Source organism: Burkholderia sp. BCC0419 (assembly GCF_902830285.1).
Classification (GTDB): Bacteria; Pseudomonadota; Gammaproteobacteria; order Burkholderiales; family Burkholderiaceae; genus Burkholderia.
The window spans coordinates 630,520-650,949 of the sequence record NZ_CADESR010000002.1 but is presented as its reverse complement, the minus strand read 5'-3'; the positions used below and the strand labels follow the sequence as shown (position 1 = coordinate 650,949).

17 protein-coding genes are annotated in these 20,430 nt (G+C 68.0%); 3 read left to right on the top strand and 14 right to left on the bottom strand.

The window, feature by feature from the left end:
• Nucleotides 1-11: 11 nt before the first annotated feature.
• Nucleotides 12-794 carry a substrate-binding domain-containing protein gene (locus tag HWW87_RS16350; RefSeq protein WP_175821166.1) on the bottom strand — a complete coding sequence of 261 codons (783 nt, stop codon included), beginning with the start codon at nucleotides 792-794 and terminating at the stop codon, nucleotides 12-14.
• A 64-nt stretch (nucleotides 795-858) separates the two neighbouring features.
• The gene (locus tag HWW87_RS16345) at nucleotides 859-2,154 is read right to left on the bottom strand and encodes an MFS transporter (protein ID WP_175821165.1); all 1,296 of its coding nucleotides are present in this window, start codon (nucleotides 2,152-2,154) and stop codon (nucleotides 859-861) included.
• A 325-nt stretch (nucleotides 2,155-2,479) separates the two neighbouring features.
• On the opposite strand from HWW87_RS16345, the gene HWW87_RS16340 reads away from it, so the two are divergent.
• Nucleotides 2,480-3,988, top strand: a complete 1,509-nt coding sequence (locus HWW87_RS16340; RefSeq protein WP_175821164.1) for a GGDEF domain-containing protein — start codon at nucleotides 2,480-2,482, stop codon at nucleotides 3,986-3,988.
• A 124-nt stretch (nucleotides 3,989-4,112) separates the two neighbouring features.
• Here HWW87_RS16340 and HWW87_RS16335 read toward each other — a convergent pair whose 3' ends face one another.
• Nucleotides 4,113-5,012 (bottom strand): LysR family transcriptional regulator, encoded by a 900-nt coding sequence (locus HWW87_RS16335; protein WP_175821163.1) that lies wholly within the window; start codon nucleotides 5,010-5,012, stop codon nucleotides 4,113-4,115.
• A gap of 110 nt (nucleotides 5,013-5,122) precedes the next feature.
• Here HWW87_RS16335 and HWW87_RS16330 point away from each other — a divergent pair, with 110 nt between their 5' ends.
• Both HWW87_RS16330 and HWW87_RS16325 read left to right on the top strand, forming a co-directional pair.
• The gene (locus tag HWW87_RS16330) at nucleotides 5,123-5,986 is read left to right on the top strand and encodes an NmrA/HSCARG family protein (protein WP_175821162.1); all 864 of its coding nucleotides are present in this window, start codon (nucleotides 5,123-5,125) and stop codon (nucleotides 5,984-5,986) included.
• Between the two features lie 261 nt (nucleotides 5,987-6,247).
• On the top strand, nucleotides 6,248-6,646 hold the full coding sequence (locus HWW87_RS16325) for a cupin domain-containing protein (protein WP_175821161.1): 399 nt from the start codon (nucleotides 6,248-6,250) through the stop codon (nucleotides 6,644-6,646).
• 136 nt (nucleotides 6,647-6,782) lie between these two features.
• On the opposite strand, the gene HWW87_RS16320 is transcribed toward HWW87_RS16325, so the two are convergent.
• The 11 genes from HWW87_RS16320 to HWW87_RS16270 form a co-directional block, all read right to left on the bottom strand.
• Nucleotides 6,783-7,685 carry a GNAT family N-acetyltransferase gene (locus tag HWW87_RS16320; RefSeq protein ID WP_175821160.1) on the bottom strand — a complete coding sequence of 301 codons (903 nt, stop codon included), beginning with the start codon at nucleotides 7,683-7,685 and terminating at the stop codon, nucleotides 6,783-6,785.
• A gap of 195 nt (nucleotides 7,686-7,880) precedes the next feature.
• Nucleotides 7,881-9,068, bottom strand: a complete 1,188-nt coding sequence (locus tag HWW87_RS16315; RefSeq protein WP_175821159.1) for a M20 aminoacylase family protein — start codon at nucleotides 9,066-9,068, stop codon at nucleotides 7,881-7,883.
• A 68-nt stretch (nucleotides 9,069-9,136) separates the two neighbouring features.
• Nucleotides 9,137-10,606 carry an aldehyde dehydrogenase family protein gene (locus tag HWW87_RS16310; RefSeq protein WP_175821158.1) on the bottom strand — a complete coding sequence of 490 codons (1,470 nt, stop codon included), beginning with the start codon at nucleotides 10,604-10,606 and terminating at the stop codon, nucleotides 9,137-9,139.
• A gap of 81 nt (nucleotides 10,607-10,687) precedes the next feature.
• Nucleotides 10,688-12,013 (bottom strand): FAD-binding oxidoreductase, encoded by a 1,326-nt coding sequence (locus HWW87_RS16305; protein ID WP_175821157.1) that lies wholly within the window; start codon nucleotides 12,011-12,013, stop codon nucleotides 10,688-10,690.
• 2 nt (nucleotides 12,014-12,015) lie between these two features.
• The gene (locus HWW87_RS16300; RefSeq protein WP_175821156.1) at nucleotides 12,016-12,750 is read right to left on the bottom strand and encodes a cupin domain-containing protein; all 735 of its coding nucleotides are present in this window, start codon (nucleotides 12,748-12,750) and stop codon (nucleotides 12,016-12,018) included.
• A 120-nt stretch (nucleotides 12,751-12,870) separates the two neighbouring features.
• Entirely contained in the window at nucleotides 12,871-13,302 is a 432-nt protein-coding gene (locus HWW87_RS16295; protein ID WP_175821155.1) for an AraC family transcriptional regulator, read from the bottom strand.
• Nucleotides 13,303-13,325: 23 nt separating this feature from the next.
• On the bottom strand, nucleotides 13,326-14,603 hold the full coding sequence (locus HWW87_RS16290; RefSeq protein ID WP_175821154.1) for an FAD-binding oxidoreductase: 1,278 nt from the start codon (nucleotides 14,601-14,603) through the stop codon (nucleotides 13,326-13,328).
• Nucleotides 14,604-14,798: 195 nt separating this feature from the next.
• Entirely contained in the window at nucleotides 14,799-16,667 is a 1,869-nt protein-coding gene (locus tag HWW87_RS16285) for an ABC transporter ATP-binding protein (RefSeq protein WP_175821153.1), read from the bottom strand.
• Complete coding sequence (locus HWW87_RS16280; protein ID WP_175821152.1) at nucleotides 16,667-17,623, bottom strand: ABC transporter permease; 957 nt, start codon at nucleotides 17,621-17,623, stop codon at nucleotides 16,667-16,669. The genes HWW87_RS16285 and HWW87_RS16280 overlap by 1 nt, the downstream gene beginning before the upstream one ends.
• Before the next feature lie 30 nt (nucleotides 17,624-17,653).
• Nucleotides 17,654-18,607, bottom strand: coding sequence for an ABC transporter permease (locus HWW87_RS16275; protein ID WP_175821151.1), 954 nt, complete (start codon nucleotides 18,605-18,607; stop codon nucleotides 17,654-17,656).
• Nucleotides 18,608-18,686: 79 nt separating this feature from the next.
• Nucleotides 18,687-20,270, bottom strand: a complete 1,584-nt coding sequence (locus HWW87_RS16270) for an ABC transporter substrate-binding protein (RefSeq protein ID WP_175821150.1) — start codon at nucleotides 20,268-20,270, stop codon at nucleotides 18,687-18,689.
• Nucleotides 20,271-20,430: the final 160 nt, after the last annotated feature.

Below are 20,430 nucleotides of genomic sequence, written 5' to 3'. Positions count from 1 at the left end.
GTCGATCGGGCTCAATGAGCGGAAACGGAATCCAGGCCGGTCGATTTCACGTCGGCCTGCACGTCGGGCGACGCAAGATAGTCGAGCAGCGCCTTCGCCTCCTGCGGATGCTGCGCGCCGACCGGGATGCCGGCGGCGAAGCGCGTGACGGACTGCAGCGATTCGGGAATCTTGCCGACGAAGGTCGCGCCCTTGACGGGCAGCAGCTCGCTGACCTGCTGGAAGCCGATTTCGTAGTCGCCGTTCGCGACGACCGACGCCACCGGAATCCGCGGGATCATCTTCGCCTTCGACTTCACCTGCTCCTCGATGCCGAGCTTCTTGAACAGCTCGCGCTCGATATACACGCCGCTCGCGCTGTCCGAATAGGCGATCGATTTCGCGTGCAGCAGCACCTGCTTGAGGCCTTCGGCCGTGCTGATATCGGGCTTTGCCGCGCCGTCGCGCACGACCATGCCGATGCGCGAGTCGGCCAGCTCGACGCGGGATTCGGGGATGACCTTGCCTTGCTTGATCAGATCGTCCAGCGCGTAGCCGACCATGATCACGGCGTCGGCGGGTTCGCCGCGCGCGAGCCGGTTCGGAATCGCTTCGGGCGACTTGCCCATCGACGGGCCGAGCGCGGTCGCGAGCGTATTGCCCGTCGTGGATGCGAACCGGGGGCCGAGCACCTTGTAGGCGGCGGTGAAGCCGCCCGAGCTCATCACGTGCAGTTCGGCGGCCTGCACGTTGGCCGCCACCGCCGCGGTGGCGACGAGCGCGGTCGCGCAAAATTTCAGGAGCAGATTTCTCATGGTCGTGGTCGTGCGGATTCGTGGGTATGGGTGAACATTCCGGAGCGTTCCGGATGGGCCGGCATCAATGCGCCGGCGTCAACGTCGCGGCGCGGCGGCGATAGAGCGCGAACGTCGCCAGCAGCGCGCACACCGCGGCGAAGCTCATCCAGTAGCCCGGTGCGGCCTTGTCGCCCGTCATGTGAATGAGCCCGGTCGAGATGGCCGGCGTGAAGCCGCCGAACACGGCCGTCGCGAGGCTGTAGGCGAGCGAGAAGCCCGCGACGCGCACCTGCACCGGCATCACTTCCGTGAGCGCGACGACCATCGCGCCGTTATAGATGCCGTACATGAACGAGAGCCAGAGCAGGACCAGCAGCATGTTGACGAACGACGGCGCGTGAGCGAGGAACGACAGCGCCGGGTAGGCGGTCGCGACGGCGAGCACCGTCATGCCGACCAGCAGCGGCCGGCGGCCGATCCGGTCGGACAGCGCGCCGCCGATCGGCAGCCACACGAAGTTCGACACGCCGACGCAGAGCGTCACGAGCAGGCTGTCGGCGGTGCTCAGATGCAGCACGGTCTTGCCGAAGGTCGGCGCGTAGACGGTAATCAGATAGAAGCTCGTGGTGGTCATCGCGACCAGCATCATGCCGGCGATCACGACGCCCCAGTTCTGGACCAGCGTACCGAACACTTCCTTCATGCCCGGACGATGCTTGCGCGCCTTGAATTCCTGGGTTTCTTCCAGGTTGCGGCGCAGCATGAAGATGAACGGCACGATCATGCAGCCGACGAAGAACGGCACGCGCCATCCCCAGGCGGCGATCTGCGATGCGCTCAGCCACTGATTGAGCACGAAGCCGAGGCCCGCCGCGATGACGATCGCCACCTGTTGGCTCGCCGATTGCCAGCTCGTGAAGAAGCCTTTGCGCCCGGGCGTCGCCAGCTCGGCGAGATAGACCGATACGCCGCCCAGTTCCGCGCCCGCGGAGAAGCCCTGCAGCAGCCGGCCGATCAGCACGAGCACGGGCGCCAGCAGCCCGATCGTCGCGTAGCCGGGCACGAACGCGATCAGGATGGTGCCGCTCGCCATGATGGACAGCGTGACGATCAGGCCCTTGCGGCGACCGACCTCGTCGATGTACGCGCCGAGCACGATCGCGCCCAGCGGCCGCATCAGGAAGCCGGCGCCGAACACGGCGAAGGTCATCATCAACGATGCGAATTCGCTTTGCGCGGGGAAGAAGACGTTGGCGATCTGCGTGGCGTAGAAGCCGAACAGGAAGAAGTCGAACTGCTCGAGAAAATTGCCGGCCGTGACGCGAAAGATCGCGGCGGCCTTCGAGCGTTCGGCCGGAAGGCTGGACGAGGGATGCATCGGGGGTGTCTCCTGAAAAACCAGAAATACGGGAGGGGCTGATCGATTGTCGTTTTCCGGCATGTTGGCGCGGTATCGATCAAACGATAAGTGCAATTTTTGGAATGATTGATGCAGCATGGTTATCAATCGACGCGATCCGCGGCTCGGGGCCGGACGGCGAGCGGGCGTATCGCCGCGTGGCGCACACGTTTGCGTCGCCGCGCGATGCCGATGTCGTCGACGGGCGGCCATGCCGGCCTCGATTTTTGGTTAACCGTGCCGTTAACCGGGATTGGACCCGCGCCGGCGCAGTTGCAGCCGGCATCTCAAAACGAGCGCGAGCATGCCCGCATTCACTTCGATCGAGAAAATCGCCGACTGGGCCGGACGCCACCCGTTCGTCGTCGGCGCGTTGGGCACGCTGATGTCGCTCGCGGCGCTCGGGATCAGCGCGGTGACGTTGTGGGTCGCGCGCAGCGAAGTCGTCGAGCACGCGCACGAGACGTCGCGCAACGTCGCGGCCGTGCTCGCGAGCCAGATCGCGAGGACGGTCGAAACGTCGAACAATGCGCTGATCGCGCTGGCTGCCGACCTCGGCAAGCCGGCCGTGCAGCGCATGGACGCAGGGTTGCGGCACGACCTGCTGTTCGAGCGCACCGCGGCGCAATACGTGACCGGCATGGGCGTGACCGACCGGCGCGGCCAGCTGATCGACGGGTGCTGCGGCTCGACCCACCGGTGGGACTTCGCCGATCGCGACTACTTCAAGGTCCATCGCGATGCGGACAACGTCGGGCTCTACGTATCGCAGCCCTATCGCGCACGCTCGCGCAGCGGCAAGGAATCCATCGCGCTGTCGCGGCGCATCGAGCGGCCCGATCATGCGTTCGACGGGATCGCGGTCGTCGCCGTCGATCTCGCTTACTTCGAGCATCTGCTGTCCCGCCTCGATGTCGGGCCGAACGGGGTCAGCGCGATCGTGCGCGCGGACGGCACGATCCTCGCGAGAAACCCGTCGTTGAACGACGGCCAGATGAACCTCCTGCGTCGCTCGAAATCCTTCAAGCGGATGGTGAACAGCGAATCGGGCTTCTATCCCGCGCGCTCGAGCATCGACGGCATCGTGCGGTTGTATACCTTCCAGCGGATACTGGGCACCCCGCTGATCGCGGTCGTCGCGCCGGCCGAAAGCGACGTGCTGGCCGGCATCCGGCGCCTGTCGTGGGCGGTCGGCGTGTCGGCATCCGTGATCTGCGCATTGTTCTGCGCGGTGGTCTGGTTGCTTGCCTTCGCATTGCGGGACAACTTACGCAAGCAGACGCTCTTGACCGATCTCACGCGTACCGATCCGTTGACCGGACTGCGCAATCGCCGCGCGCTCGATACCGCGCTGGCCGACGAATGGGAGCGGCTGCAGCGCGGCAGCGGCGGCAGCCTGTCGGTGCTGTTCATCGACGCCGATCACTTCAAGCAGTACAACGACCGGCATGGGCACGCGCTGGGCGACACCGCGCTGCGCTTTCTCGCCGAATGCATCCGTGCACATACGCGGCGGCGCGGCGACCTCGCCGCGCGCTACGGCGGCGAGGAATTCGTCGCGGTGTTGCCCGATACGGATGAAAACGGCGCCGCGCGGGTCGCCGACGCGATTCGCCGCGAGGTCGAACGCAACCAGCTCGACGGGTTTGCGGAAACCGTGCCGGCTTTCACCGTCAGCATCGGCTGTGCGACCGGCCGGCGCGCGCGGCACGCTTCCGTGCACGCGCTGACGCATCAGGCGGACATGGCGCTTTACCGCGCCAAGCGCGAAGGCAGGAACCGCGTGTGTCGCGCGCCGACGGAGCCGCTGTGAAAGCCGCGGTTCGAATCGAAATGGGCGGCGGCACGCGCGCCTTGCCAATCGCGACGGCATCCCGCTCAGGACATCGCGGTGATCGCGGGCACGACGCGCATGCGCTGCCGCGACCGCGGCCGTTTCACTGCCCGGGTTCGATATACGCAGCCAGTTCTTCCGGCTGTCCTGACGGAAACGCGTCCTTCAGGTGATCGAGAAACGCGGAAACGCGCGCGCTCAATAGTCGCCTGGACGGATACAGCGCCCATAGTGCGATCTCGGGCCCCGGCACGTCGCCCCAACTGACGAGCGTGCCGGCGGCAAGGTCGCGGCTCACGAGCGATATCGGCAGGCACGCGGCGCCCAGGCCGAGGCGGACCGTATCGCGCACCATGACCAGCGACGACAGCCGTGCCACCGGTTCGACCGGTACGCGCGCCGTCCCGGCCGGGCCCGTGACCTCCCATGCGGAGCGGGTGTCATTCGCGCCGCGCACCACGGCCGGTGCGGGTGCGTCGCCGCCCGGCCGCGCCAGCTCGGGCGTCGCGACGACGACCAGCCGGTCGCGCAGGATCACGCGCCCGATCAGGCTCTCGTCAGGGTCCGGGTTCACGCGGATCACGAGGTCGTACCCTTCCTCGATCATGTCGACGGGCCGGTCTTCGGTCGTCACCTCCAGCCGGACGTCCGGGTATCTCAGCGCGAACGTCGCCACCAGCTTCCCCATCGCGAACTGGGAAAACAGCATCGGCGCGCTGATGCGCAGCCGGCCGCGCGGCCGCTCGCTCCCCGCTGCAATCGCCGACGCGCTGTCGGCCAGCTCCGCGAGCAGCGCGCCCGTCCGCTCGTAGAGCGCGCGCCCTTCCTGCGTGAGCTTCACGCCGCGCGAGCCGCGCTCGAACAGACGCAGCGACAGGCTGTTCTCCAGTTCCGCCACGCGGCGCGACAGCGTCGCCTTCGGGCGATCCGCGACGCGCGCGGCTTCCCCGAAGCTGCCATGGCGGGCGACGAGGTTGAAATCGGCAAGCGCGAGCAGGTCCATGCGTTCCACCAGTGAGACGACACGTCTATTTATCACATCTTCCGGATCGTGTGTGGATCACTTAACTTACGTGGGCAGTCAATCCCATCGTTACTTCAGGAGTGAACATCATGACCATTCTCGTTACCGGCGCCACCGGCCGCGTAGGCCGCCAGCTCGTCCGTCAACTCGTCGATCGTGGCGCCGACGTGCGCGTGCTGGTGCGCGATCCGGCCAAGGCGGATTTTCCGGCGGCCGTGACCGTCGCGCAGGGCGACATGCTCGACGTCGACGCGCTGCGGGCGGCGTTCTCCGGCGTCAGCACGCTGTTCCTGCTCAACGGCGTGGCGGGCGACGAATTCACGCAGGCGCTGATCGCGCTGAACCTCGCCCGCGAAGCGGGCATCGAGCGCGTCGTCTATCTGTCGGTCCTGCACGCCGACCGCTTCGTGAACGTGCCGCACTTCGCGGTGAAATCGGGCGCGGAGCGGATGATCGAGCAGATGGGCTTCAGCGCGACGATCCTGCGGGCCGCGTATTTCATGGACAACGAGTCGATGGTCAAGGACGTGATCGTCGGGCACGGCGTCTACCCGATACCGATCGGCGGCAAGGGCGTCGCGATGATCGACGTGCGCGACATCGCGGAAGTCGCGGCGATCGAATTGATCCGCCGCAACGATGCGCCCGGCAAGCTGCCGATCGAGACCCTCAACCTGGTCGGGCCCGACACGCTGACCGGCACGCAGCTCGCATCCATCTGGTCGGACACGCTCGGCCGTCCGGTTGCCTATGGCGGCGACGATCCGACGCCGTTCGAAGACAATTTCGCGAAATTCATGCCGAAATGGATGGCGTACGAAATGCGGCTGATGGCCGAACGCTTCGTCAGCGACGGCATGGTGCCGGAGGCCGGCGACGTCGAGCGGCTGACCACGATCCTCGGTCGCCCGCTGCGGACGTATCGCGACTTCGTGGCGGCGCTTGCGGGTTGAGCGCGGTGCCGCGCTTTCATGTGCCGCGCGGCAATGCAGGCAGTCGCCAAGCGGTTGAACCGGCGGCGTGCGCGGCCGGTTCGCCGCGACCGCCATGCTGTCGCCGGTGACGGTGGCCCGGCGTGCGTGGCGGATTTCGCGGCATCCGGACGTCGAGCAGCGAAGTGGCGGCGTCAATATAATCGGCTGTTCCTGGATGCCAACGATCGGCAGCCAGCCGGTTTCGATCCCGACTGCATACGACTGCCCACTGGAGACGAGATGACCTTGCCCGCCCTTCCGTTTGCCGAATCGTTCGACCTCGAGGCTGCCTTCGCCGACGTATCCGAATACTGGTCGCCCAAGGTCGTCGCGCAGGTCAACGATCAGTACGTGAAGGTCGCGAAAGTACGCGGCCAGCTCGTGTGGCACGACCATGCGCACGAAGACGAGCTGTTCTTCGTCGTGCGCGGCCACCTCAGGATCGAGTATGAAGGCGGCCGCGTGGTCGGCGTGCCCGCCGGCTCGATGCACGTCGTGCCGCGCGGCACGCAGCATAATCCGATTGCCGACGACGAATGCTGGATCGTGCTGATCGAGCCCGTGCAGACCCGGCATACCGGCGACGTCGAGTCGCCGCTGACGCGTACGATCGACGAGCAGTTGGGTCGGGCGCGCTGAATTCGTCGGCCGCGGCGCGGCGATGTCCGGCAACCTCGTCCCGCCACGGCGGCACGCCGGACACCTGCATGCCGTCCGGTCGCGCGCGGGTATCGCCGCCCGATCACGCCATGCAGTCCTGGCGGCGGGCCGAGGTTTACAACATGGCCTGGCTGACCAGCGCGTACAGTCCGACTATCGGGTCGGCCGCGCCCTCGTGTGCGGCAGCCGGCGCGTTGCGAACCATTTTCGAACAGGTATCCACCTGTTTCAGTCCCTGCTCGCCCAGCCACTCCGGTAGACAGGTCCCGTCAGGCACATCGATACGCACGAAGTCGCCATCTCGTTTCGTCAGCCAATAGCCGATCAGCGCCTTCGCATGCGCATCGTCGCTCGAGCACGGCGCGACTACCGGACCGATCACGTAACCACGACCGAAGCGCCGCAGCACCGAAAACCCGACGACCTCGCCGTCGCGTTCGAGCACGACGCTTTCGCCCCGCTTCTGTAACGCGGACAACAGCGCTTCGCGCTCGAGGCCGGAAGCATGCGTGTCCAGTTCAACCAGGCGCGGCCAGTCGGCCAGTGATCCGGCACGCAGCCGCTCGCCGTCGGGCACGGCCACCGCGGCGGGCCGCTCCACGTTTCCCTGATATTGGCTCAGCGATCCGCACACGTTGAATCCCAGTTTCTCGTAGAGCGGCCGACCGGCCGGCGTCGCGTGCAGAAACGTGATGCGCGGCCCCAATTCGTCGAGGAGCATTTCCATCAGTTTGCGGCCGATTCCCCGGCCCTGATGCGCGTCGGAGACGATCACATGCCCGATCGCCGCGCGATCCGCACCGTACTTCCAGCACATCGCCGTGCCGATGACCACCCCGTTTTCCTCGGCCGCGAACGCGACCGACGTGTCCGCGGAAAACTGCCAGTCTTCCGCCCTGAACGGCCAGCGAAGCGCCATGGAAAGGGCATGGGCGGCGGGGACGTCCGCCGCGGTGAATCTCCGGTAGCGAAGCGCCGACGTCGCGTCGCGCTCCTTCACTTGTTGCTCCTGGTTCATTAAGCAGTCCTTCTAAATGGTGTTGTCGTGCGACACGACACATCAGAAAAATGCGCGGCGATCACATCGAGGCGGTGGCAAATTGCACGGCTCTCCCCGGCTGGCATGGGTGCCCGACGCTCGGGAAACACGCCGTTCCCGGCCCTGACGCCCGATCAACCCCACGTCGACCGGTTTCGACGCCGCCCCGACGCATCACGCCGATCGCGTGAAGTAATGCTGCGCCAGCGCGACCCAATACCGGACGCCGGCTGGAATGATGTCGTCGTTGAAGTCGTATTTCGGGTGATGCAGCGCAGGTGCGGTTCCGCCGTCCTGCGCATTGCCGATCAGCACGTAAGCGCCCGGCCGTTCCTCCAGCATGAAGCCGAAGTCTTCGGACGTCATGTTCGGCGGCACGTCGCGGTCGACGCGCGCGTCGCCGAACGTGTCGCGAATCACCGCGTCGCACAGCGCCGTCTCGGCCGGCGTGTTGACCGTCGCCGGGTAGTACTGGAAAAACTCCACGTCGACCTGCGCGCCATAGGCCCCCGCGAGCCCTTCGCACGCGAGCCGGACGTCGCGCTGCAGCTTCTGCTGCAATGCCGACGACAGCGTGCGGATCGTGCCGCGCAGCTCGGCGGTGTCCGGAATCACGTTGTCCGTCGTGCCCGCATGGAACATGCAGACGGAAATGACCGCCGGGTCGACGGGGTCCTTGTGCCGCGCGGCGATGGTCTGACACTGCAGCACCATCGAGCACGCGAGCGGCACCGGATCGATGCCCAGATGCGGCTGCGCCGCGTGTGCGCCCTTGCCCGTCACCGTGATCCTGAAGCGGGAGCCCGCAGCCATGATCGGGCCCGTGCGCAACCCGAAATGCCCGGCTGGCAGACCGGGCCAGTTGTGCATGCCGAATACCGCTTCCGTCGGGTATTGCTCGAACAGCCCGTCGTCGATCATCCTGCGCGCGCCCGCGCCACCCTCTTCGCCCGGCTGAAACACGAAATGGACGGTGCCCGGCAACTGCGGCAGTTCCTTCAACACGCGTGCGGCGCCGAGCAACATCACGGTATGGCCGTCATGGCCGCACGCATGCATGATCCCGTGCGTGCACGATGCATGTGCGAAGTCGTTCGCTTCGTGAATCGGCAATGCGTCCAGATCGGCGCGCAGCACGATGCCGCGGTGCGGATCCGCGCCGGGCAGGCTCGCGACCACGCCCGTGCCGCCCAGCCCGCGCGACACCACATAGCCGAGCGCTTCGAGCTCGCGGGCCACGACGTCGGCCGTCCGGTGTTCTTCGAATCGCAACTCGGGATGCGCGTGCAGGTCGCGGCGCAGTTTCGCCCAGTGCGCGCGATGCGCGTCCAGCGACGTGTCGGGGATGATGGCGTTTTCCAATTTCGGCACCTTCGGAAAGTAGCGGGCTTCAGCTGTACTGCCGGCGCGTGTCGCGCGCAGCGGCCGCATCAATCATAAAAGCCCAGGACAGACTTGACCTCCATGTACTCCGCCATCCCTTCGACCCCGTATTCGCGGCCGTTGCCCGACTGCTTGTACCCGCCGAACGGCGCCTGAGGGTCCCATGCCGGGTAGTTCAGATGCACCTGCCCTGCCCGGATGCGGGCGGCCACCGCACGTACGCGCTCCATGTCGGTGCCCTGCACATGCGCGCCGAGCCCGTAGACCGTATCGTTCGCGATGGCGACCGCTTCGTCGACGGTATCGTAAGGCAGGATCGCGAGCACCGGACCGAAGATCTCCTGCTGCGCGATCGCCATGTCGGTACGCACATCGGAGAAAATCGTCGGCCGCGCATAAAAGCCGCGGTCGAGACCCGCGGGCCGGCCGGGGCCGCCTGCGATCAGCTTCGCGCGTTCGTCGATGCCCACGTCGATCATCTGCGCAACCCGCCCGAACTGCGCGCGATTGGCCAGCGGCCCGTGCGTCGTTGCCTCGGCGAACGGATCGCCGACCACGAGCGTTTGCGCGGTCGCGACGGCCAGTGCCTCGACCGCGCCGAGCGCGTCGCGCGGCACGATCATGCGGGTCGGCGCGCTGCACGATTGCCCCATGTTGCGGAACGCGGCGGCCACGCCCGGCGGGATCGCACGCTGCAGGTCCGCGTCGGGCAACACGAGGTTCGGCGACTTGCCGCCCAGCTCCTGTGCGACGCGCTTGACGGTCGTCGCCGCGGCCTGTGCGACGAGCACGCCGGCCCGCGTCGAGCCGGTGATCGACACCATGTCGACCTCCGGATGCGACGAAAGCGCGGCGCCCACCGTTTCGCCGCTGCCGCTCACGAGGTTGAATACGCCGCCGGGCACGCCCGCATCGGCAATCACTTCCGCGAACAGCAGCGCGCTGAGCGGCGACAGCTCGCTCGGCTTCAGCACGACCGTACAGCCTGCCGCGAGCGCCGGCCCGACCTTCGCGGTGATCTGATAGATCGGCCAGTTCCACGGCGTGATCAGCGCGCACACGCCGATCGGCTCGCGCACGACCGCGGTCGTCCCGCGCCGCTCGATGAACGGGTAGCTCGCGAGGTTGTCGCGCGCGACGCGGATATGTTCGGCCGCGAGCGGCACGTGCGCGCCGCGGGCATAGCCGATCGGCGCGCCCATCTCCAGCGCGAGCGCCGTGGCGAACAGCTCGGCGCGCTCCAGCATCAGCGCATGCACGCGGTCGAGCAGCGCCGCGCGTTCATGCGGTGACGTCGCGGACCAGCGTTCGAACGCGCGGCGCGCGGCCTGCACCGCGTGGTCGGCGTCGCGTGCGCTGCCGAGCGGGATCTCGCACAGCGTGTCTTCGGTGGACGGGCTGACGACCGCGAACCGGTCGCCGCCGTCGGGCAGCACCCAGTCGCCGTCGATGAAGAAGCGATCCAGCCGGCCGGCTTGCATCAGGTGACGAACCGGTGAATTAACGGGGGAATGCATGGCAGGAATATCCTTGAGTCGATACCGTGCGCCGACGCACGGCGAAAGCCACGATGGGCCGGAGCGCGTCGCAGCCACCCACTAAAAATCCGCGACCTTGCCCCATGCGGACTCGCTGAACCGGCCGGGCCGGTACGGCGCCGGGTCCACGAACGGTTGCGCACCGGTCGCGAGATCGGCGATCAGGTGCCCGGCGCCCGGGCCGATCCCGAAGCCGTGCCCCGAAAACCCCGCCGCGAGGATCAGCCCCGGCACGCCCGGCACTTCGCCGATGCCCGGCACGCCGTCCGGCGTGCTGTCGACGAAGCCTGCCCATGCGTGCGTGATCTTCGCTTCGCGAAGCTCCGGCAACAGTTCGGCCGCGCGGCGGTACGTTTCGGCGATCGTCGGCATGTCGGGCTTCGGATCGAGAATGCGCACCGCTTCCATCGGCGTCGGCGCATCGAGGCGCCAGCGCTTCAGCGTTTCATGACCGCCGCGCACCCCTTCGAGGCCGCCCGGCAGCAGATTGCGCCAGCGCTTCGCGAACATCGGCACGAATTGCGGCGCGAAGCGCAGGAACTGCGGCGTCAGGTCCACGCGCGCGCGGCCGCTGATCGCCAACGCGTAGCGTCCGTCGCTGCGACGCGTCATCGACACGCCGGACGTATACATCGCATCCGGCAGCGGCGTGTCGACAGGCGACACGCTCAGGATCGACTGACGGATCGACGCCTGCGGAAACCGGATGCCGAGCTGGCGGCAGAACGACGACGCCCAGGCGCCGCCGGCCATCACGACCGTCCGTGTCTTGATGACGCCCGCCTCCGTGACGACGCCGGCGACGCGGCCGCCCTCGAGCTCGATGCCGCGCGCCGCGCAGTGCTGGTGGACACTGCCGCCCAGCTTCATCAGCGCGGCGGCCACGGCCGGCGCGGCCTTCCCTGGGTCGGCCGTGCCATCGGTCGGCGAGAAGACGCCGCCCTTCCACTGCCGCCCGGTCGCGCGCCCGCGCTCGGCGGCCTGCTTGCTGTCGAGCATGTACGTGGCCACACCCGCGGTCTTCGCGAATTCGCCCCAACTGGCCCAGCGGGACAGCTCGGCCTCGTCATTGCTGAGATACAGCAGCCCGCAGCGATGAAAGCCCGTGTCTTCTCCGGATTCGGCGGCGAATCGTTCCCACAGGTCGATGCTCTTGCTTGCCATCGGCAACTCGCGCGCGTCGCGGTTCTGCTGCCGGCACCAGCCCCAGTTGCGGCTCGACTGTTCGGCGCCGATGCGCCCCTTCTCGACGAGCGCGACCGATACGCCGCGGCGGGCCAGATAGTAGGCGGTGAAGACGCCGATGATGCCGCCGCCGATCACGACGACGTCGGCCGCGGCCGGCGGCGTGGACAAGGTTTCGATATGGCGCAGCGGAGGGGACATGCTCAGTCTCGTTCGGTGGAGGGTTTGACGGTCTGCATCACGTAGAACTTCGCCACGCGTTCGCTGCTTTCCCACCCGATCGACGCGCCGCGCGGCACGAACAGCGCATCGCCGGCGCCGAGCGACAGCTCGCTGCCGTCGGGCGCCGCGAACCGTACGCCGCCGTCCAGCAGGAACATGAACTCGTTCGCGCGATGCGGCCGGACGATCCGGTGATACGGCGTCGAATCCCACGTGCCCGCGCAGTATCCGGCGCCGTCGTCGGTGAACACGTTGTCGCTGCGGCATTGCGGCGCGGGGCCGAGCAGCACCTCGGCCGGCAGCGTGGCGGACGGTTTGAAGTCCGCGTCGGCGTGCAGCGCGAAGAGGCCTTGTTTCGTCGGTGTCTCGCACGCTGCCGAGCAGAACGTCAGCAGCACGGGCGATTGCGCGGCGATGCGCAGCGCGGTGCCGCAGCCGATCACAGCGCCTTGCCCCGGGCCGAGCACCAGCGGTGCGGCCCCGGCTGCTTCGAGCGTCAGCTCGCCTTCGACGACGACGAGGGTTTCGATGTGCGGAAAGCTCGGCACGTTCAGCGCGCCGACGAAGCTGATACGCCCCGCGGCCATCGCGTCGGGACCTTCCCATGCAATTTCGCGATGCGCTGCGAACGGATCGCTCGCGCCGAACGCCTGCTTGCTGAATGCGGTTGAAGAAGGTGCGCCGTCGGCCCGGTGCAACACGAAAACTGCGGTCATTTCTGCTCCTGTGCAGTGCGTGACGGACTGGTTCAACGCCGTCACGCGATATCGGAAATCGTCGTTCGCCGGCTCTCCTGCCGGAAAATCCTCAGCGGGGCATGTCGTCCATGCGTGCGATCACGCCGCGTGACACGACGCTTCGCGGCGCTCGGCGCGCAGGCGCGTCGATGGCGCTCGCGCCGGCGCGCCGCCCGTTCGGGCGACCACGTAATCGCGCGGCGTGATGCCGAGCACGCGCCGGAAATGCCGGCACAGATGGCTCTGATCGAAGAAGCCGACGTCGGTCGCGACGACCGACGGCGCGAGACCGGCGCGCAACAGGTCCTGCGCCCGCCGTATCCGCACGAGACACAGATACCGATGCGGCGACAGCCCGGTTTCGCTGCGAAAACGCGCGGTGAAACGCGACACGCTCAACCCGGCCACCGCCGCGAGCGTGTCCAGGTTCAGCGGCTGCGCGAACGACGCGTCGATCGTGCGCAGCACGTCGCCGATTGCCGGCGAGACGGGCCGCGCGACACGCGGCGAGCCAACGAATTGCACTGTCATGTCGAATTCTCCCGGCGCTCGCATCAATGCAGGAAATCCTGCATCCGGTAATACGCGCCGACGAGCGGCAGGAACCACGCGTGCCCGAAATGGCCGGGTATCGCCGGCCATTCGAGCTCGCGCCACGGGTTCGACGCGGCCGCGCCATACAGCACGTCAGCCATCACGCGGCCCATGTGCACCGACATCTGCACGCCGTGGCCGCTGTAGCCCATCGAGTAATAGAGGCCGTCGTGCTGGCCCGCGCGCGGCAGGCGGTCGGCGGTGATGTCGACGAGGCCGCCCCAGCAGTAGTCGAGCCGCACGCCGGCCAGTTCCGGGAAGTAGTCGGCCAAGCCGGCGCGCAGAATGTCGCCGCTCTTCGCATCGGAGCGCGGGCTCGACATCGCGAAACGCGCGCGGCCGCCGAACAGCAGCCGGTTGTCGGGCGTCACGCGGAAGTAGTTGCCGATCTGGCGCGACGTCACGTACGCGCGGCGATGCGGCAACAGCCGGTTCAACTGCGCGTCGGGCAGCGGCTCGGTGACGACGATGAAGCTGCCGACCGGCGCGATGCGTCGCCGGAACCACGCGAACGGCCCCTGCTGCGATGCGCCGGTCGCGACCAGCACGCGGTCGGCGACGATCGTGCCGCGCGTACACGTGATCCGGTGGCGCTCGCCGTCGAGCCGCTCGAGCTGTGTGACGGCCGCGTGCTCGTACACGCGTGCGCCCGCGCGCACGGCCGCTTGCGCGAGCCCGACGCCGAACTTGCCCATGTGCATCTGCGCGCCGTTGTGCTGCAGGAGCCCGCCGTAGAAACCGTCGGAGCCGACTTCGTCGCGGATTCGCGACGGCTCGATCAGTTCGATATCCGGATCGACGTCGCGCCGCAACGCATCGAACGTCTTCGCGAGCCCCGCGAAGTGCTGCGGCTTCGCGGCGAGCTTCAGCTTGCCCGCCCGCCGGAAGTCGCAGTCGATCGCGTGTTCGGTCACGATCGTCTCGACGCTCTTCACGGCGCTTTCGTATGCGCGATAGAACTGCTTCGCGGGCTCGGCGCCGATGCGCGCGGCCAGCGACGCGTAGTCCTGCGCGACGCCCGTATTGCACTGGCCGCCGTTGCGGCCGGACGCTTCGCCGGCCACCTGCGCGGCTTCGAGCACGACCACCGAAACGCCGCGCTGCGCGAGCGTGAGCGCCGCCGACAAGCCGGTGAAACCGCCGCCGATCACGACCACGTCGGCCCGCCCTTCGACGGGCCCAACGCTACCGGCGCGAAACGCGGGGCGGGTATCCAGCCAGTACGATTCCAGTTTCATCGGATCCTTCTCGAGCATTCCGGCAACGACGATCGGCGATCGTCAATGAGAATCATTTAATCACTGTCAAAAACCGCAGTTGCCGCGTATTCGCGTGCGGCACGCGTACAAATTGCCGTTTTGCACGACCGCAGCAGCAGACTATGCGGCGGGCCGTCCACCGCACCGCGCGATGAACGGCTCGCGCGCCACACACTACAGCTGCACGGGCGTGACACCGGCCTGCACCGGCTCCGCCTGGAAGCGCGCGAGATCTTCCTCGCTGCGATGGCACAGCACCTGCGCGCCGTTCCCGAGCGTGCGCAGCGACGGGGCCGTCCGGTTGCACACGCCGTCCACGCGCATCGCGCAGCGCGACAGGAACGGACACAGCTCGGCCTCGTTCTCACGCTCGCCGATCGGCACCAGCGGACGGTGACAGCGCTCGGCCGCGTCGTCGAGCCAGCCCGCGCGCAGTTCCGGCGCGGACGACACCAGCAAGTGCGAATACGGGTGATAAGGCGGCGCGCACAGCGCGTCGCGGCTGCCCGTCTCCACGCGGCGGCCCGCATACAGCACGACGATGTCGTCGCTGATCGCGCGCACCTTCGCGATGTCGTGCGTGATGAACACGTACGACACGCCGAGCTTCGCCTGCAGGTCGCGCAGCAGCTCGATGATCGCGGCGCCGACGACGGTGTCGAGCGCCGACGTGACCTCGTCGCACAGGATCAGGTCGGGCTCGGCCGCGAGCGCACGCGCGAGGTTCACGCGCTGCTTCTGCCCGCCCGACAGCTCGCCGGTACGCCGCGCGGCCACCGCCGGCGGCAGCCGCACGAGCTCGAGCAGTTCCGCGACGCGCTGGCGTGCGCGCGCGCCCTTGATCCCGTGATAGAACGCGAGCGGCCGAGCCAGCGTGCGCTCGACGGTATGCACCGGGTTGAGCGCGGTATCGGCGTTCTGGAACACGATCTGCACGCGGCGATGCTGCTCCTTCGTCCGTTTGCCGATATCGCGCGCGAGCGGCTCGCCGTCGAGCAGGATCGCGCCGCCGGTCGCCGGCACGAGGCCCGCGATCACCTTCGCGAGCGTCGTCTTGCCGGAGCCCGATTCGCCGATCACGCCGACCGTTTGCCCGCGCCCGATGCGCAGGTCGACTTCGTGCAGGATCACCTTCGCGGGCCAGCCGTTCGCGGCGCGGCCGCCGTAGCCCGCGATCGCGCCGCGCACGTCGAGCAGCGGCGCCGGCGCGGCCGGTTGTTCCGCTTGCGCATCGCGTTCGGCATCGTTCGGCGTGACCGCCGCGATCAGGCTCTGCGTGTACGGGTGCGTCGGCGCATGCAGGATCTGTTCGGTCGCGCCCGCCTCGCGGATCACGCCGTCGCTCAGCACGACGATCCGGTCGGCCATCTGCGCGACCACGGCCAGGTCGTGCGACACGTACACCGCACTCATCCCGTAGCGCCGGATCACGCTCTTGAACGCCTGCAGCACGTCGATCTGCGTGGTCACGTCGAGCGCGGTGGTCGGCTCGTCGAGAATCACCAGCTCCGGATCGGTGATCAGCGCCATCGCGGCCATCAGCCGCTGCAACTGCCCGCCCGATACCTGATGCGGATAGCGCTTGCCGATCGTCTCCGGCTCCGGCAGCGCGAGCGCGCGAAACAGCTCGATCGCCTTCGCCTGCGCGTCGCGCTTCGTCATCGTCTTGTGGATCAGCGCGCTCTCGATCACCTGGTCGAGAATCGTGCGCGACGGGTTGAACGCGGCGGCGGCGCTCTGTGCGATATACGCGACCTTGCGGCCGCGCAGCGCGGTCAGCGCCGCTGCGGACAGCGTGCACACGTCGGTGCCGTCGAGCTTCACCGAGCCGCCGGCGATCCGGCATCCGGTGCGCGCATGGCCCATCAGCGACAACGCGATCGTCGTCTTGCCGGAGCCCGATTCGCCGATCAGCGCGAGCACCTCGCCACGCCCGATGTCGAAGTCGACGCCGTGGACGATCGTGGTTTCCTCGCCGCCCGGCCGGCCGCCGACCACGCGCAGCCCGCGCACCTCGACGAGCGGGTTCGATTCGTGTCGCATCAGTGTCCTCCGGCGGCGCCGGCCGCGCCCTTGCGGCGGCCGCGATGCGGCAGACCGTCGATCATCAGGTTGACGCCCACCGTCAGGATCGCGATCGCGACCGCGGGCATGATCGCGACGGCCGAGCCGTCGCCGAGGCTCGCGATGTTCTCGCGCACGAGCGAGCCGAGGTCCGCATACGGCGGCTGCACGCCGAGCCCGAGAAAGCTCAGGCCGCTCAGCAGCAGCACGACGAACGTGAAGCGCAGCCCGGTGTCCGCCAGCATCGGATGGATCATGTTCGGCAGCATCTCGACGCACGCGATGTACAGCGCACTCTCGCCGCGCGCCTTTGCCACCTGCACGAATTCGAGCGTGCTGATGTTGACCGCCAGCGCGCGCGCGATCCGGTAGGAGCCGGGCATGTAGCTGACCGCGGCGGTGAGGACCAGCAGCGGCAGCGACGAGCCGAACGCGGCGACGAACATCAGCGCGAACATCTTCGACGGAATCGACGTGAGCGCGTCGAGCAGCCGGCTCATCGTCTCGTCGACCGCGCGGCCCGACACGGTCGCGAGCAGCCCGAGCGTCGTGCCGGTCACCGCGGCGAGCAGCACCGCGGCCAGCGCGAGCAGCACGGTCAGCCGCGTGCCGTACAGGATCCGGCTCAGCATGTCGCGGCCGAGGAAGTCGGAGCCGAACGGCAGCTTCGCGCTGAACGGCGAGAACACGTCCGGCGTGATGATCGCGCCGACGTCATGCGGCGCGAGCAGCGGCGCGAACACCGCGACGAACAGCATCAGGCCGACCATCGACAGGCCGACGCGGCCGCCGGCGGTCAATGCGATGCGCACGCCCCGGCGCTTGCGCGGCTGGTCGGGAGCAGGTGCGGCAGGCGGCACGCTGCCCCGCCCGAGGGGCGGGTCGCCGGATGGCGGCAGCGCGCTGCTGCGTTGTACGGGATCGATCGGTTGCATGGGCGGCATCTCGGAAGGAAGACGAAACACTCAGGTGCGCAGTCGCGGGTTCGACACGATCGAGCACAGGTCGGCGAACAGCACGAGCGTCAGGTACGCGACGCAGAAGATCAGCGTGCACGCCTGGACCAACGGGAAATCGCGGTTGCTGACGGCGTCGACCATCAGGCTCGCGAGGCCCGGATAGTTGAAGATCGTCTCGACGACGATCACGCCGCCGAGCAGATACGACAGGCTCAGCGCGATCGCATTGGCGATCGGGCCGATCGCGTTCGGCAGCGCATGGCGCAGCACGACGCGCGCGGGGCTCGCGCCCTTCAGCACGGCCATCTCGACATACGACGCGCTCAACTGCTCGATCACCGCGGCGCGCGTCATCCGCGCCATCTGCGCGATCACGACCGCGCACAGCGTCAGCACCGGCATCGCATACGCACGCAGGAAATCGTGCAGGCTGCCGATCGGGCCGCTGTATGACAGCGCGGACAGCCAGCGCAGCTTCACCGCGAACACGAGCACGGCGACCGTCGCGATCAGGAATTCCGGCGTCGCGACGAGCGACAGCGTGCCGAGGCTGATCGCGCGGTCGATCACCGACTCGCGCTTGACCGCCGCGAGGATCCCGAGCAGCAGCGCGATCGGCACCGACACGGCGGTCGTGATCGCCGCGAGCGCGAGCGACTTCGGCAGGCGTCCGCCGATCAGCTCCGACACCGGCATGTCGCCGGAAAACGACCGGCCGAAATCGCCGTGCAGCAGCCCGCCGAGCCAGTGCACGTAACGCACGTGCGCCGGCATGTCGAGACCGAACTGCTGGCGCAGCGCGGCGACCGTCTCCGGCGTCGCCGACTGGCCGAGCGCGGCCTGCGCGGCGTCGCCGGGCAGCAGGTTCGTGATCGTGAAGATGATCGCGGACACGATCAGCAGCGTCAGCGCGGTGACCGCAATGCGCCGGCCGATCAGGCCGATGAGAATTCGGTTCATGGAGCGGCACTCCCGAAAAAGCCGCGCGTGGCCGGCGCGGTCGCCCGCACCGGCCGCGCGACGGCGGCCAGCCACAACGTCATGCGTTCCACCACACGTTCTCGGCGAACATGAAGCCCATCATCCCGCCGGTCGGGATCGACCCGAGGCCCGCGAGCCGCTTGTCGTATCCGTCGAGGAAGCTGATGAACGCCGGAATGCCGACCCGGCCCTGCTGCGCGACGATCACCTGCATGTCGCCGTACATCTGCTTGCGCTTCGCGTCGTCGGTTTCCGAACGCGCGGCGAGCAGCAGCTGGTCGAACTTCGCGTTCTTCCAGCCCGACTCGTTCCACGGCGCATCCGACTTGAAGAACTGCGTGAACAGCACGTCGGCGCTCGAACGCGGGTTGATGTTGCCGAACGTGAGCGGGTGCTTCATCCAGTGGTTCGACCAGTAGCCGTCGGGCGACGCGCGGTTGACCTGCAGGTTCAGCCCGATCTTCTGGCCGGCCTGCTGCAGCAGCACGGCCATTTCGATCGACCCGTTCGCGTCGGACGTCGCATAGATCGGCGGCAACGTGGCGCCCAGCGCGCCCGCCTTCTGGAACAGGAACTTCGCCTTGTCCGGATCGTGCGCCCGCTGCGGCAGCGACGCGTTGAAGTAGCGATGCCCCGGCGGAATCGGCTGGTCGTTGCCGATCACCGAGTAGCCGCGGAACACCGCCGTGCGGAGCTGCTCGCGATCGAACAGGTACTTCATCCCTTCGACGAAATCGGGACTCGAGACGATCGGGTTGTCGCTGCGCATGATCAGGTCGGTATAGAGGCCCGACTTGGTTTCCTTCAGCGCGTAGCCCGGCGTCGACGAGACCCGCTGCGTCGAGCGCGGATCGATCGCGTTGATCAGGTGCACGTCGCCCGACAGCAGCGCGTTCAGGCGCGCGGCGCTGTCGCTGATGCCGATCAGCTCGATCTCGTCGAGATACGGCTTGCCCGGCTTGAAGTAGCTGTCGTTGCGCACGCCGACGGTCGACACGCCCGGCTTGAACGACTTCAGCTTGTACGGGCCGCAGCCGATACCGGTCGAGAAATCGGTCGTGCCGTCCTTGACGATCACGAGCTGCGGCGTCGCGAGGATCACCGGCAGGTCCGCGTTCGCGCTGGCGAGCGTCAGCGTGACTTCGTCGGGGCCGGTCGCCTTCGCATCCGCGAACTGTTCGGCGAGCGGCTTCACCTTCGACGCGGTGGCCGGGTTCTTGTGGCGCATCAGCGAATACACCACGTCGGCCGGGCCGACGGGCTTGCCGTCGTGGAACGTGACGCCCTTGCGCAGCTTGATGATCCACGTCTTCGCATCGGTCGTCTGCAGCGACTCGGCGAGGTTCATCTGCGGCGTGAGGCTCGCATCGAGCTGCGTGAGGCCGCTGTAGAACATGAAGAAGCGCGTGTAGTCCGCGCCCGTCGAGCCCTTGGCCGGGTCGAGCGTATCGGCCGTCGAGCCGGCTTCGTTCGCGACCCGGATCTTGCCGCCGCGCTTCGGCGCGGGCGCGGCGAATGCAGAGCCGGGGGTCATCAGCAGTCCGCCGGCGCCGGCGGCCATCATGCCGCTCGCCGCCATGACCTTCATCATGTCGCGGCGCGTGAAGCCGCCCTTGCCGCCGTTGTCGATATCGTCGCTCATCCGAACTGCTCCTGACTGTGGGAAGTGGGTCCAAGGGTCCAGCGTGGTTGTTCAATCGCGCCGCGCCCGCTTGCTGGTGGCGGGCGCGACGTCGTGCACATGGAATTCATTTAAGCATCGCCAAAATGCGGGTTGTCGCGATTCGGGCCGCCCGCACGAT